Genomic DNA, 13063 nt, shown 5'->3' on the forward strand with positions numbered 1-13063 from the left:
AACCGCAAGATCGCCGGAGGAGAGGGCCGGGGGGAGGGCCGGGGAGAGGGCTCGGGCCTTCTGGCCTGAGGGTGGGGACGGCGGCGGCGCGGCGGCGGGGGTGCCGGGGTTTGTGCACTCGGACTTCGCGCCGGTGGTGGTGGCCGTCGCGCAACGGTGTCTGCGACGGGGGTACGGGTCGGCGGGAGTGCCCGCCGGGGTGCGGACGGGGATCGTGCTGGTCAGCGCCAGCGGTGATCTGGCCAGCGCCCAGCACGTACGGGCCACCGTCGAGGCCGGTGGGCGGATCGGCCCACTGTTCTTCTTCCAGTCCGTGCCCAACAGCGTGGCCGGGCACCTCGCGGCCCGCTGGGGCCTGCGTGGCCCGGTGGTCTGCCTCAGCCCGACCGGCGACCCATACACCGACGGTGTCGCCGAGGCCGACCTGCTGCGCGACGACGGCGACGCCGACGAGGTGTTGCTGATCCTGATCGAACAGGCACCCGACGGGCCGACCGAGGCGGTCGCGGTGCTGCTGGGGGGAGGAGCACGACCATGAGGAAACGGGGACTGCGCGGCGCACTGGCCGCCGACACCGAGCTGGGTGCGGGCAACGTCCTGGCCCGGGTGCTGGCGCACGGCGCCGACCCGGACGGGCCCGGCCTGACCTTCGACACCGCCGTCGACGGGCACCCCGCCGAGACGCCGCTGACGCTGGGGCAGCTCGACGAGCGGGTCGCCGCCCGCGCCGCCTGGCTGCACGAACAAGGGGTACGCCCCCGCGACCCGGTCGCCGTCTGGGCCTCCACCGCCGCCGACATGGTGCTCAGCTTCCTGGCGCTGGCCCGGCTCGGGGCGATCCCGGCGCTGATGAACGGCAAACTCCGCCCGGAGATCGCCGCCGAGTACATCCGTCGCCTGCGGGGCGTCGGAGTGCTGGCCGACGACGCGCACACCGCGTCGCTGGCCGGGCACGACCTGGGCGTACCCCTGCTCGGCACCCCCGCGCAGGCCGGCGCGGGTGACCCGGCCACGGCCCCGGCGCACTACCGGCACCACCCGGACGACCCGATCGTGATCACCCACACCTCCGGGACGACCGGGGTGCCCAAGGCGGTGCTGCACTCGCACGCCAGCCTCTTCGCGGCCACCCGGCACCTGCTCACCATGCCGCAGGCGCAGGGCACCACCCGGATCCTCAACGCGCTGCCCGCACCGCACACCGCCACGGTGCTGATGGTCAACCAGGCGCTGGGCAACCGCGCGCAGATGTTCCTGCTCTCCGAGCAGGGCGGCGAGCGGGTGCTCGACGCCATCCAACGCTGGCGCCCCGACGGGGTGTTCGGTTTCTCGGTCACCTGGGCGGAACTGGCCCGCTTCGACCTGTCCGGGTACGACCTGGACTCGGTGCGACTGTGGTTCAACACCGGCGACGCCTCGCACGAGCCGCACATCCGTCGCCTGGTCGCGGTCGGTTGGCGCGACACCATCACCCGCGACGGGGTGGCGAAGGTGCCCGGCTCGGTCTTCATCGACGGGCTGGGCTCCAGCGAGATGGGGCACTCGATGTTCCACATCACCCACCGCGCCGACACCGACCGGTACGGCCGCTGCATCGGTCGCCCGTACCAGTTCGCCAAGGTGGCGGTGCTCGACGCCGACGGCGAGCCGGTGCCGGTCGGCGAGGTGGGTTTCCTGGGCATCGACTCGCCGTCGCTGTTCCGGGGCTACTGGAACGACTCGGTCACCACCTACCGCTTCCGCCAGCGCGGCTGGTACCTCACCGGTGACCTGGTCCGCGCCGACACCGACGGCCGCTACTACCACCTGGACCGGGCGGTGGACTCGGTCGACGCCGGTGACGGGCGGCGCTTCTACACCGCGCTGTCCGAGGAGCGCATCCTCGCCGCCTGCCCGGACGTCACCGACTGCACCGTGGTGATCGTCGCCGAGGCCGGCGTGGTCGTGACCGACGTACTGCTGGAGTTGGCCGCCGGCGCCGACGAGGCCGAGGACCGCACCGAGCGGGTCCGCGACGCCCTCGGCCCGGACGTCGGCGCCACGCTGCGCCGGGTCGTGCCGGTGCGCTCCGCCGACATCCCGGTCACGGTGACCGGCAAGGTCCGCAAGGTGGTCCTGCGTGAGCGCTACCTCACCGAGGCCAGCTCGTGACCGCGTTGATCACGGGGATGGGTCTGTTCACCCCGGTCGGTCGGGGCGTCGAGGAGACCTTCGACGCGCTGACCACCGGCCGGTCCGGGCTGACCCGCCCGCCCGAGGGTCACCCGGTCAGGGAGTCACTGGACGTGGCCGGCCTGCTGCCCGACATCGACCCGCGGACGGTGACGTCCGGGCCGGAGACCCGGGTGCTGGACCGGATCGTCGTCCTCGCCCTGCTCGCCGCCGCCGACGCTCTCGCCGACGCCGGCATCGAGGTGGGCCGCGACGTCGACCCCGACCGGATCGGTGTGATCGTCGGTGGGGTCGGCGGGATGGCCACACTGGAGTCGCAGGTGCTGGCCCGGGCGGCCCGGGGTCGGGCGGCGGTCAGCCCGTACCTGCTCACCGGGATCCTGCCGAACATGCCGGCGGCCCGGATCGCCATCGCGCACGGCATCCGCGGCTACAGCTCGTCGGTCGGCACCGCCTGCGCCTCCGGCGCCCAGGCCGTCGCCGACGGGGTGCGGCTCATCGCGACCGGAGAGGTCGACGTGGTGCTCTGCGGGGCCAGCGAGGCACCGCTCTTCGCGACCTTCGCCGACACCTTCGGCAACGCGCGGGCCTTGGCGCGCGCCGGCACCGACCCCGGCCGGGCGAGTCGCCCGTTCGACACCTCGCGCAGCGGGTTCGTCCTGTCCGAGGGTGCCGCGCTGCTGGTGCTCGAACGCGCCGAGCACGCCGCGGCGCGCGGCGTCGCCGGGTACGCCGAGGTTGCCGGCCACGGCGCGACGACGGACGCGTACCACCCGACCGCCCCCCGCCCGGACGGCGCCGGTGCGGCGACGTGCATCCGCCGGGCGCTGCGCAACGCCGGTGTGCCGGCGGCGGCGGTCGGTTACGTCAACGCGCACGGCACCGGCACGAAGCTCGGGGACATCGCGGAGACCACCGCCCTGGCCGACGTCTTCGGCGTCGGCGGTGTGCCGGTCAGCTCCACCAAGGCGCTCACCGGTCACCTGCTCGGTGCCTCCGGGGTGCTGGAGGCGGCGGCCACCGCGTTGGCGCTCGGTCGGGGTCTGCTGCCGCCGACGTACCACCTCGACGATCCGGATCCGGCCTGCCCGGCGGACCACATCCGTGGCACGCCCCGCAAGGCCGACCTGGAGTACGCGGTCACCAACTCGTTCGGGTTCGGCGGCCAGAACGTGAGCCTGCTGCTGGCCCGCGTCGCCGAGCCGAGGGGGTGATCGAGGCGGCATCCCGGGCGGGGTCTGCCCGGACGGCAACACAGGGGGAATCGGGTGGGAAGGGTTTCAGGGGACATGGACATCCGTGGTATCGACCACATCGAACTCTACGTGGGGGACGCCCGACAGGCGGCCTTCTACTTCAGCACCGCCGTCGGCTTCCAGATCTGTGGCCAGGGTGGTCCGGAGACCGGGCTGGCGGGGCAGCGCTCGCTGCTGCTCTGCCACGGCGACATCCGGTTGCTGCTCACCTCCGGGCTGAGCGCCGAGCATCCGGCGTCGCGGTACGTGCAACGCCACGGTGACGGCATCGGGGTGGTCGCGGTCGAGGTCGACGACGTGTCGGCCGCGTACGCCGAGCTGCTGGGTCGGGGCGCGACCGGGGTGACGCCGCCGACCACCCGCACCGGCGCGGACGCCGAGGTGGTGGTCGCCGAGGTGGACGGCTTCGCCGACGTGCGGCACCGGCTGGTGCAGCGCCGGGGCGAGGGGGGCGAGTTCCTGCCCGGCGCCATCACCGCTGCCGTGTCCACCACGGACGGTCACCCGCCGGTGCTCGCCGAGATCGACCACCTGGCGGTCTGCGTGCCGCCCGGTCAGCTCGACGAGACGGTCCGGCACTTCGAGGCGCTGTTCGACTTCGCGCAGATCTTCGAGGAGCACATCGAGGTCGACGGGCAGGGAATGAACTCCAAGGTGGTGCAGAGCCCCTCCGGGCGGGTCACCGTGGTGCTGCTCGAACCGGACCGCACCCGACGGCCGGGGCAGATCGACGCGTTCCTCGACCAGCACGCCGGTGGGGGAGTGCAGCACCTGGGGCTGCGCACCGACGACATCGTCGGCGCGGTCGAGGCGTTGGGCCGGCGCGGGGTGCGCTTCGCCGGCACCCCCGCCAGCTACTACGACGCCCTGGAGGCGCGGGTCGGTCGGGTCGACGCCCCGCTGCACCGGCTGCGCGAGCTGGGTGTGCTCGTCGACTCCGACCACGACGGCCAGCTCCTGCAGATCTTCGCCGAGTCGATGCACGTGCGTCGCACGCTCTTCCTGGAGCTGATCGAGCGACGCGGCGCGCGGGGCTTCGGCAGCGGCAACATCAAGGCGCTCTACGAGGCCAAGGAGCGGGAGTTGGCCGCCGTGGCGGCCACACCACAGGGGGTGGGGGCATGACCGCGACCGAGTACGAGCCGACGTTGACCGCCGAGGAGCGGGCGCTGCTACCGTCCGACGACGACGTGCGGCACTACGCCGAGCACGGCTGGTACCTGTCGAAAAAGGTGTTCACCGACGACGAGGTGGACGGCCTCGCCGCCGCCGCTCAGCGCTACTACGACGGGGAGCGGGACCGGCGGCTGCCGGTACGCCCACCGAAGCTGGCCTACTGGGAGCAGTCCAGGGGCCCGGTGCAGCGGCACAACGACTACGTCCACCACGAGCACGACGGGCTCGGCGCGATCCTGCGCAAGCCGCTGCTCGGCGCGGTCGCCGCCCGGCTCGCCCAGGCCGACGAGATCCGGGTCTTCCAGTCCACGCTGATCTACAAGCCGCCGATCTCCGGCGAGCCGAGCAACATCGTGCCCTGGCACTTCGACAAGCACTACTGGGCGTCCTCGTCGTCGGAGAAGATGCTCACCGCGTTCATCCCCTTCCACGACTGCGGGGAGGAGATGGGCACCATCACGATGGTCGACGGTTCGCACCGGTGGAAGGAGGTCGGCGCCGACGACACAGTGGTGCGGCACTTCGCCGACCGGGACCGCGGCCAGCTGGAGGAGATGCTGGCCCTGAACGCCGCGTACAACGGCGCGGAGATCCGCAAAATCCCGATGGTGATCCCCAAGGGACACGTGAGCTTCCACCACTGCCGCACCTACCACGGCAGCGGCCCCAACGTCAGCGGTCGCCCCCGACAGGCGATCTCGCTGCACCTGCAGGACGGCGACAACGCCTGGCGGGAGTATCCGCTCTCCGACGGCACGCTCGCCGCGTACAACCACGACGTGCTGGTCCGCCGCACCCACGACGGGCGGCCGGACTACGCGGACCCCGACTATTGCCCGGTCATCTGGCGCCACCGCGCCCAGCAGGGAGGCTGACATGTCACGGTACGACTGGGGTAGGACGCACCCGGGCATCGAGCGGCTGGAACGGGCGGTGACCGAGCGGCGCGACGCAGTGGTCAAGCACCCGCTCTACGCCAACCTCGACACCCACGAGGCGCTTGTCACCTTCATGGAGCACCACGTCTTCGCGGTGTGGGACTTCATGTCGCTGCTCAAGTCGTTGCAGCGGCAGTTGACCTGCGTGACCGTCCCGTGGATCCCGACCGGCCCGACCGGCAGCCGCCGCCTCATCAACGACATCGTCATGGTGGAGGAGAGCGACGAGCTGGGCGAGGGCTACATCAGCCACTTCGAGCTCTACGTACAGGGCATGGCCGAGGCTGGCGCGGACACCACAGCCGTGAACAGCCTCGTCGACCTGCTGCGCGCCGGCCGGCCGGTGACCGACGCGCTCGCCGAGGCGGGGGCGCCAACCGCGTCCGCGCGGTTCGCCGCGACCACCTGGCACATCATCGAGTCCACGCCGGTGCACTGCCAGGCGGCGGCCTTCGCGTTCGGTCGCGAGGACCTGATCCCGGACATGTTCACGCAGGTCGTCGCGGTCAACGAGCGCAGCAACAGGCTGCACGCCTTCGTCGACTATCTGGAGCGGCACATCGAGGTCGACGGCGAACAGCACACCCCGATGGCCATGCAGATGCTCGCTGATCTGTGCGGCGACGATGACACGAAGTGGCAGGAGTGCGCCGACACGGTCAACACCGCGCTGGCTGCCCGCGCCCGGCTCTGGGACGACATCCTCGCGGCTGTCAAGGGCCCGGCATGACCGACGCCGACCCGGTCCGGCTCTACCGCACGGTCCGGCTGATCCGCCGGTTCGAACAGCGTGCGGTGGAGCTGGTCCACGGCGGGCAGATCGTCGGCGGCATCCACCCGTACCTCGGTCAGGAGGGGATTGCCGCCGGCGTCTGCGCCGCGCTCGGGCCCGACGACGTGCTCGCCGGCACCCACCGCGGGCACGGGCACGTGCTGGCCCGCGGCGCCGACCCGGCCCGGATGCTCGCCGAGCTGTGCGGCCGGCTGACCGGCCTCAACGCCGGGCGGGGTGGCTCGATGCACGCCGCCGACCTGAGCATCGGTGTGCTCGGCGCGAACGCCATCGTCGGCGCCTCCGGGGCGATCATCACGGGCGCGGTGTGGGCCCGGCGACGCCAGGGCCACGACACCGTCGGGGTGAGCTTCTTCGGCGACGGCGCGGTCAACGAGGGGATGCTGTTGGAGGCGTTCAACCTGGCCGCGCTGTGGCGGGTGCCGGTGCTGTTCGTCTGCGAGAACAACGGTTACGCCACCACCATGCCGGTCGCCGGCGCGGTGGCCGGCAGCATCGCCGGCCGGGCCGCCGCGTTCGACATCCCGGCCGTTCAGGTCGACGGCCAGGACCCGGAGGCGGTACGCGTCGCCGCGCGCGCCGCCGTCGACCGGATGCGCGCCGGCGGCGGCCCGGAGCTGATCGAGGCCCGGACCTACCGCTTCGACGTCCACCACACCTTCGAGCACGCGGTACGCCTCGACGACTACCGGCCACCCGACGAGGTGACCCGTGGTCGGGCCCGGGACCCGGTGCGTATCCAGGGCGAACGGCTCACCGACACCGACCGCGCCGCCGTGGACGCCGAGGTCGAGGCGACAGTCGACGCGGCGGTGCGCTTCGCCCTGGGCAGCCCGGAACCCGACCCGGCCGACGCGCTGGCGTACCTGTACGCCAGCGGCCTGACCGCACGCACCGGAGGTGGCTGAATGACCGCACGCACCGGAGGTGGTTGAGGTGCCGCGACTGTCGTACCGCCGGGCACTGACCCGGGCCCTCGGCGACGAGTTGGCCCGCGACGAGGCGGTGTTCCTGCTCGGCGAGGACGTCCAGGTCGGGGCGTCGCTGGTGACCACCGGGCTGGCCAGGCGCTTCGGCGCCGAACGGGTCCGCGACACCCCGCTGTCGGAGCAGGCGTTCACCAGCTTCGCCACCGGGGCGGCGCTGGCCGGGCTGCGGCCGGTGATCGAGTTCCAGATCCCGTCGCTGCTGTTCCTGGTCTTCGAGCAGATCGTCAACCATGCGCACAAGTTCCCGCTGATGACCGGCGGGCAGTGCCGGGTCCCCGTCACCTACCTGGTCCCTGGGTCCGGCTCGCGTACCGGGTGGGCCGGGCAGCACTCCGACCACCCGTACAGTCTCTTCGCCCACGTCGGCGTGGTCACCGTCGTGCCGGCCACCCCGGCCGACGCGTACGGGCTGCTGGTCACCGCGATCCGCCACGACGACCCGGTGGTGGTGTTCGCGCCGGCGGGCGCGATGGACGTACGCGACGACGTCGACGACCTGGCGCCCGTGCCGCTGGGCCGGGGCCGGATCCACCGCTTCGGCGACGACGTGACAGTGGTCGCGATCGGGCACCTGGTGCACGACGCGCTCGCCGTCGCCGAGGAGTTGGCCGACCAGGTCTCGGTGGAGGTGTTCGACCCGCGCACCCTGTACCCGTTCGACATCGACGGTCTCACCGAGTCGGTGACCCGCACCGGACGCCTCGTGGTGCTCGACGACGCCAACCGTTCCTGCGGTATGGCCGCCGAGATCATCGCGAGCGTGGTGGAGCGGGTCCGGCTGCTCGCCCCGCCGCGCCGGGTCACCCGCCCGGACGGGGCGGTGCTGCCGTTCGCCCCCGCACTGGACCAGGCCGTCCAGCCCGGCCGGGACCAGCTCGCCACCGCCATCCACCTGACCATGAAGGACGGATCATGATCGACCCGAACTATCCGTGGCCGGCGGCCGACCGGGCCTGGGCCGACCTTCCGGAGCTGGCCCGTCGGGCCATGGTGGCCAGTGGGGCGGCGGCCTGGGAGCAAGTCTTCCACGGCCGGGCCACCTACAACAAGCAGTGGCGGTTGGCCCGCCCCCCGGTGCTCACCGCCGACGCCTGGCGGGAACTCAACGAGGTCTGCGACCGACTCGCCCAGCTCATCCTCGACGCCTGCCGTCGGCGGGCCGGAACCGCCGGTGAGCTGCGCCGGCTGCTCGGCGTACCGGCGGGGGAGACCCGACTGCTGGACGAGGCCGAGCCGCTGACCGAGGCGCTGCTGGCCGCGTACCGCCCGGACGTGATCTTCTCCGCCGGGGTGCCGAAGTTCGTCGAGTACAACATCGACAGCAGCCTCGGCGGCGGGTTCGACGCCGACACCGTCATCCAGCGGTACGCGGGCCTCTACCGGGAGCGCGGCATCCTCGACGACCTGCCGGTGCGGGCCGCGCCGTCGCTGCTGGACCAGCGGTTCGTGGCGATCCGCGAGGAACTGCGACTGCCCGCGGGCGCCCGGGTGGCGCTGCTGATGGACTTCGACGGCGACTACCCGGGCCTCGACGACCCGCAGACCTTCATCCGGATCCTCGACCCCCTCGCCGTACGGGCCCGGGACTTCGGCATCGACCTGGTCATCGCCCCGGTCGCCACCGCCACAGTGGACGCTGACAACCGCCTGGTCGTCGACGGCGCACCGGTCGACGCGCTGTTCCGGTTGTTCGTGCCCAACCGGGTCACCCCGACCGCCGGGCTGGACGCGGTGGCCGTGGCCCTCGGTGCCGGCACCCTACCGATGTTCGTGTCGGCGGCGGCCTGGCTGCTCGGCAACAAGACCACGTTCGGCTGGCTGTGGGAGGACGTGGACGGGCTGCCCGCCGACGACCAGGCACTGATCCGCCGGCACGTGCCGTACACGGTGCCGTTGACCGCCGCGGTGCTGGACCGGGCCATCGCCGAGCAGGCCACGCTGGTGGCGAAGCCGGCCGACGGTTCGGCCGGGCACGGTGTCCTGCTCGGCCCGGAACTGAGCGCCGCGGACTGGGCCGACGGTGTGCGGGCGGCTGTCGACCAGGGGGGCGCCATCCTCCAGGAGTACCTGCCGACCGACCGGGTGTCGATGGACTTCGTCCAGATCGAGACGGGTGAGACGGTCACCGCCGACGTCCCGTACTCCCTGGCCCCGTACCTGTTCGGACGGCACGCCTCCGGCGGCCTGGCGAGGGTCGGCTACCCGGGCTGCGACGGAGTCCTCAACCTGGCCCACGGCGTCCTCCTGACCGGAATCCTCCTGCACGGCTGACCCCGGCCCTCCTTCCTCTCCGCGGGTGATCATGAGGTTAGCGGGGCTCTGGACCGCTCCTGGCCCCGCCAACCTCATGATCACCGAGGTGGGGGAGCCGGCGGGAGAGGGTGCGGACGGTTTGGGCTGTCGCTATGGCGTCGCTGCGGGCGCTGCCGTGGCGGCCGTCGGTGCTGTACAGGGTGGGGTCTGCCGTCAGGGGATGGTCGGTCAGGTGCACGTGGATCGTGTCCAGGCGCGCGGCCAGGCTTGCGGTGTGTGCCGACAGGCGGCGCATTCGTTCCCCCAGGCCGACCCGGAGGTGCTCGGGCACCGCCGGGCTGTGCGAGACGTCGAACATGCCCAGGGTGATCACGTCGGCGCCCCCGTCGCGCAGCGCGATGATCATCGCGGTCAGCTCGGCGTCCACCGCCTCCGCGTCGTACGCCGGGTGGAAGGCGTCGTTGCCGCCGCAGACGACCAGCGCCAGGTCCGGTGCGAAGGCCAGCGCCGGGGCGAGCTGGGTGGTTCGCACCTGGTGCGCGCGCAGCCCGCGTCGACCCAGATTCCGGTACGCCAGCTCGGGGCGCACGGCGGTCAGCTCGGCGGCGACCCGGTCGACCCACTGCACGTCCGGGTAGCCCGGCGTCGGCTCACACATGCCCTCCACGACGCTGTCGCCGAGCGCCACGAACCGCCGCCACGGGTGCCCGCGCAGCAGTTCGGTGGCCTCCCCGGGGCGCAGACAGTGCGGGTCCGTCGATTCGGTGAGCGTCGATGGCATGCCGGCACGCTAGCCGACCGCCGGGCTGCCGGGCCAGGCTCAGCCGGTCAGGCTGACCTCGGCCAGGTAGACACAGGTCCGACCCTCGTGCGACGAGTAGTAGCTCACCCACAGCAGGTCGTCGTGCCACACCAGGCCGGGGTAGCTGGTGTCGCCGCCGGACGGCAGCGCGACCAGCTCGGTCAGCTTGCCCCGGTCCGGGTCGACCACGCAGATCGCGGTGCGGACCTCGCCGTCGTGCAGCCGCACCCCGGCCAGCAGCAGCCCGTCCGGCAGTCGGAGCAGCGTCGGCCCGCCCACCTGGACACCCAGGTCCGTCCAGGCCCAGTCCCGGTACGGCGGCGCGGCCCTGCCGAGCTGCGCGCTCGCGGTGCCCGCGTCGCGCCGCAGCAGACAGACTGCGGTGCCGTCCGGGGCGAAGACCAGACCGGACTCGTTGGGGTACCCGTCCTCGAACAGCGTCGGCACCCAGGGCCGCAGGTCGACACCGTCGGTGCTGCGGTAGAGCCGGGCGAACCTCGGCTCCCGGGTGGCGTAGCCGACGCCGTACATCGCGTCGTCGTGCCAGGTGGCCCGCCACACCCAGACGCCCGGCTCGCCCACCGGGGTCGGATCGCCCCAGGCATGCCCGTCGGTGGAGAGCCAGGTCACCGTCTGGAACGTCTTGGTGGCCGCGCCGGTGGCGGCCGCCGCCAGCAGTTGCAGCCGCCCGTCGGGGCGCGCCACGAAACGCGGGTCACGCAGGTCGGTGCCGGCCTGCGCGATGACGGCCGCGGAGGTCCAGGACCGGCCGTCGGCCGAGGTCAGCACCCGGATCACGCCGTCGTCGCTGAGGTGGGCGCGGGCCTCGCGGAAGGCGCAGAACCAGCTCCCGGCATACCGGACGAGGTCGGTGAACGCGCTGTGCGGCGCGCTGTCGCCGATCCGGCGTACGGCGGTGACCCCGGCGGTGCGGCGGCGGGTGGGTGACGACGTCATACGCGGTGGCCTCCAGGTGTGATGACGACGGTCGACGCTAGCCAGCCCCCGCCGACGCCCGGGCGACCAGCAACCGAACGTCCGACGAACAACGCTCGGGCGCTGTCGGATTGGCGTCGCGGACGACGCGGCGTCGGCGCGCTGGGCTGGGGTGTTGGCACCAGCCGCCCACGATGGGTGGTGGGCCGACGGCGGAACCATCGGCGAGGGGAGTGACGATGCTCGGTTCGTTCCTGCAGGCCCTCGCGACGAAACTGGCCGAGGAGATCCTCAAGCTTCTGGTTCAGTGGCTGGCGCCGAAGGCGCTGCGGTCGGTGCCGCACCGCGCCTCGCCGAACTGCCCGCGCTGCGGCGGGTACGGGGTCCGCCGCTGGGCGCCGGGCGGCATGTGGATGTTCCTGCCGTCCCTGCTGGCCTTCGCCTGGGGTTTCGGGTTCACAGTGCTCGGCGTGCCGGTGGTCGTGCTCACGGTGGTCGCCGTGCTGGTCTCCGACGGCGTCGGCGGAGTGCCGACCGCGCTGCTCGCGCCTCTCGGCCTGTTGGTCCCCGCCGCGCTGATGGTCGCGGGCGCGTTCGGCCTGGCCCACTACCACAGCTATCCGCCGAAGTGGTGCGCCCGCTGCCACAGCCGGTGGCCACGCCGGGAGCGGGACGAATACCTACGGGCGTCGGCCCCGGTGGTGACCTGCGGCTGCGGTCAGCGGCTACGGGTTCCCCGGACGGCAGCCGGGGCGCGACTGCGCTGCCCGCGCTGCCGGACCGAACACGCCACACCGACTGCGGCCGGGCGCTGACGGGCGCTCGGGTTCAGCGGGCCACCGTGTGCTCGGCGAGGAGTTCGCCGAGCACCTCTCCGGCCCACTCGGCCTTGGCCGGATCCCGGTTGTCCAGGGTGATGAGCGCCTTCCACAAGGCCCAGCCTCGTCCTCGGGCCCAGGTGGCGTCGTCGAGACCGAGCTCGGCGTGGAAGGCGGCCCGGCTGGGGCCGCGCAGCAGGGTCCAGGCGATCACGGTGTCGCAGGCGGGGTCGCCCACGCCAGAGCAGCCGAAGTCGATGACCGCGGTGAGCCGGCCGTCGCGAACCAGCAGGTTGCCGTCCGCGACGTCGCCGTGGAACCAGACCGCCGGCCCGGTCCAGGCGGCGTCGAGGGCGGCCTGCCAGATGCCGGTGACGACGTCGACCGGCACTCGGTCGCGGTGCGTCTCGATCGCCGCGCGGGTCTCGGCGTCGTAGGTGGACAGCGGGCCACCCCGCCAGGCGCTGTGTGGGCCCGCCACCGGGCCGTCGGTGGCGTCCACGCCCCGCAGGGCACGCAGGAAGACGGCGAGGTCGGTGGCGAACCGGGACAGGTCGTCGATCCGCTCAGCGTGGGCGGTCCGCCCGTCGATCCACCGGTAGACCGACCACGGGTACGGGTATCCCGCCCCGGGACGGCCGTGACCGAGTGGGGTCGGCACCTCGACCGGCAACTGTGGCCCGAGCACCGGCAGCCAGCGCTGCTCCTTGGCGACCTGAAGGGCGTACCCGGCGCCGCTGGGCAGCCGCACGCTCATCTTGTCGCCCAGGTGGAACGTGCGATTGTCCCAGCCGTCGACAGCGACGGGGCGGACCGGCAGTTCCGCCCACCGGGGGAACTGCTCGGCCACCAGTCGGCGGACCATTGCCACGTCGATCCGGGCGGCCACGGCATCGTCTGCCACTGGGACGCCTGGCGGCGGCTGCGCGT

Annotated in this window: 13 protein-coding genes; 10 read left to right on the forward strand and 3 right to left on the reverse strand. The window is 72.9% G+C overall.

Going from position 1 to position 13063, the window contains the following annotated elements; translation table 11 throughout:
* Positions 1-100: 100 nt before the first annotated feature.
* The 9 genes from ABTW72_RS29005 (at position 101) to ABTW72_RS29045 (ending at position 9595) form a co-directional block, all read left to right on the forward strand.
* Complete coding sequence (locus ABTW72_RS29005) at positions 101-538, forward strand: beta-ketoacyl synthase chain length factor (RefSeq protein WP_350864081.1); 438 nt, start codon at positions 101-103, stop codon at positions 536-538.
* Positions 535-2151, forward strand: a complete 1617-nt coding sequence (locus tag ABTW72_RS29010) for a class I adenylate-forming enzyme family protein (protein WP_350864084.1) — start codon at positions 535-537, stop codon at positions 2149-2151. The genes ABTW72_RS29005 and ABTW72_RS29010 overlap by 4 nt, the downstream gene beginning before the upstream one ends.
* Complete coding sequence (locus ABTW72_RS29015; RefSeq protein WP_350864086.1) at positions 2148-3386, forward strand: beta-ketoacyl-[acyl-carrier-protein] synthase family protein; 1239 nt, start codon at positions 2148-2150, stop codon at positions 3384-3386. The genes ABTW72_RS29010 and ABTW72_RS29015 overlap by 4 nt, the downstream gene beginning before the upstream one ends.
* Positions 3387-3461: 75 nt before the next feature.
* A complete protein-coding gene (hppD, locus tag ABTW72_RS29020; protein WP_350864089.1) occupies positions 3462-4553 on the forward strand; it encodes a 4-hydroxyphenylpyruvate dioxygenase in 1092 nt (363 codons plus the stop codon).
* Positions 4550-5479, forward strand: a complete 930-nt coding sequence (locus tag ABTW72_RS29025; protein ID WP_350864092.1) for a phytanoyl-CoA dioxygenase family protein — start codon at positions 4550-4552, stop codon at positions 5477-5479. The genes hppD and ABTW72_RS29025 overlap by 4 nt, the downstream gene beginning before the upstream one ends.
* A 1-nt stretch (position 5480) precedes the next feature.
* The gene (locus ABTW72_RS29030; protein ID WP_350864095.1) at positions 5481-6272 is read left to right on the forward strand and encodes a DUF3050 domain-containing protein; all 792 of its coding nucleotides are present in this window, start codon (positions 5481-5483) and stop codon (positions 6270-6272) included.
* Positions 6269-7243: a thiamine pyrophosphate-dependent dehydrogenase E1 component subunit alpha gene (locus ABTW72_RS29035; protein WP_350864098.1), complete on the forward strand. Its 975-nt coding sequence runs from the start codon at positions 6269-6271 to the stop codon at positions 7241-7243. The genes ABTW72_RS29030 and ABTW72_RS29035 overlap by 4 nt, the downstream gene beginning before the upstream one ends.
* A 28-nt stretch (positions 7244-7271) precedes the next feature.
* Complete coding sequence (locus tag ABTW72_RS29040; RefSeq protein ID WP_350864101.1) at positions 7272-8240, forward strand: alpha-ketoacid dehydrogenase subunit beta; 969 nt, start codon at positions 7272-7274, stop codon at positions 8238-8240.
* A complete protein-coding gene (locus ABTW72_RS29045; RefSeq protein WP_350864104.1) occupies positions 8237-9595 on the forward strand; it encodes a hypothetical protein in 1359 nt (452 codons plus the stop codon). Before ABTW72_RS29040 ends, ABTW72_RS29045 begins: the two co-directional genes overlap by 4 nt.
* A 37-nt stretch (positions 9596-9632) precedes the next feature.
* On the opposite strand, the gene ABTW72_RS29050 is transcribed toward ABTW72_RS29045, so the two are convergent.
* A complete protein-coding gene (locus ABTW72_RS29050; RefSeq protein WP_350864107.1) occupies positions 9633-10358 on the reverse strand; it encodes an SGNH/GDSL hydrolase family protein in 726 nt (241 codons plus the stop codon).
* Between the two features lie 39 nt (positions 10359-10397).
* Positions 10398-11336, reverse strand: coding sequence for an exo-alpha-sialidase (locus ABTW72_RS29055; RefSeq protein ID WP_350864110.1), 939 nt, complete (start codon positions 11334-11336; stop codon positions 10398-10400).
* Positions 11337-11554: 218 nt separating this feature from the next.
* Between ABTW72_RS29055 and ABTW72_RS29060 the strand changes: the two genes are divergently transcribed.
* The gene (locus ABTW72_RS29060) at positions 11555-12130 is read left to right on the forward strand and encodes a hypothetical protein (protein ID WP_350864112.1); all 576 of its coding nucleotides are present in this window, start codon (positions 11555-11557) and stop codon (positions 12128-12130) included.
* Between the two features lie 13 nt (positions 12131-12143).
* Here ABTW72_RS29060 and ABTW72_RS29065 read toward each other — a convergent pair whose 3' ends face one another.
* On the reverse strand, positions 12144-13037 hold the full coding sequence (locus ABTW72_RS29065; protein WP_350864114.1) for an aminoglycoside phosphotransferase family protein: 894 nt from the start codon (positions 13035-13037) through the stop codon (positions 12144-12146).
* Positions 13038-13063: the final 26 nt, after the last annotated feature.

Origin of the sequence: Micromonospora sp. NPDC127501 (assembly GCF_040302185.1) — a bacterium.
Taxonomy (GTDB): Bacteria; Actinomycetota; Actinomycetes; order Mycobacteriales; family Micromonosporaceae; genus Micromonospora.

What these genes read in the sequence shown, in the direction of transcription:
- hppD (WP_350864089.1), top strand. Translation starts at nt 3,462, where the DNA reads ATGGACATCCGTGGTATCGACCACATCGAACTCTACGTGGGGGACGCC.
- ABTW72_RS29030 (WP_350864095.1), top strand. Translation starts at nt 5,481, where the DNA reads ATGTCACGGTACGACTGGGGTAGGACGCACCCGGGCATCGAGCGGCTG.
- ABTW72_RS29035 (WP_350864098.1), top strand. Translation starts at nt 6,269, where the DNA reads ATGACCGACGCCGACCCGGTCCGGCTCTACCGCACGGTCCGGCTGATC.
- ABTW72_RS29025 (WP_350864092.1), top strand. Translation starts at nt 4,550, where the DNA reads ATGACCGCGACCGAGTACGAGCCGACGTTGACCGCCGAGGAGCGGGCG.
- ABTW72_RS29050 (WP_350864107.1), bottom strand. Translation starts at nt 10,358, where the DNA reads ATGCCATCGACGCTCACCGAATCGACGGACCCGCACTGTCTGCGCCCC.
- ABTW72_RS29055 (WP_350864110.1), bottom strand. Translation starts at nt 11,336, where the DNA reads ATGACGTCGTCACCCACCCGCCGCCGCACCGCCGGGGTCACCGCCGTA.
- ABTW72_RS29060 (WP_350864112.1), top strand. Translation starts at nt 11,555, where the DNA reads ATGCTCGGTTCGTTCCTGCAGGCCCTCGCGACGAAACTGGCCGAGGAG.
- ABTW72_RS29010 (WP_350864084.1), top strand. Translation starts at nt 535, where the DNA reads ATGAGGAAACGGGGACTGCGCGGCGCACTGGCCGCCGACACCGAGCTG.
- ABTW72_RS29045 (WP_350864104.1), top strand. Translation starts at nt 8,237, where the DNA reads ATGATCGACCCGAACTATCCGTGGCCGGCGGCCGACCGGGCCTGGGCC.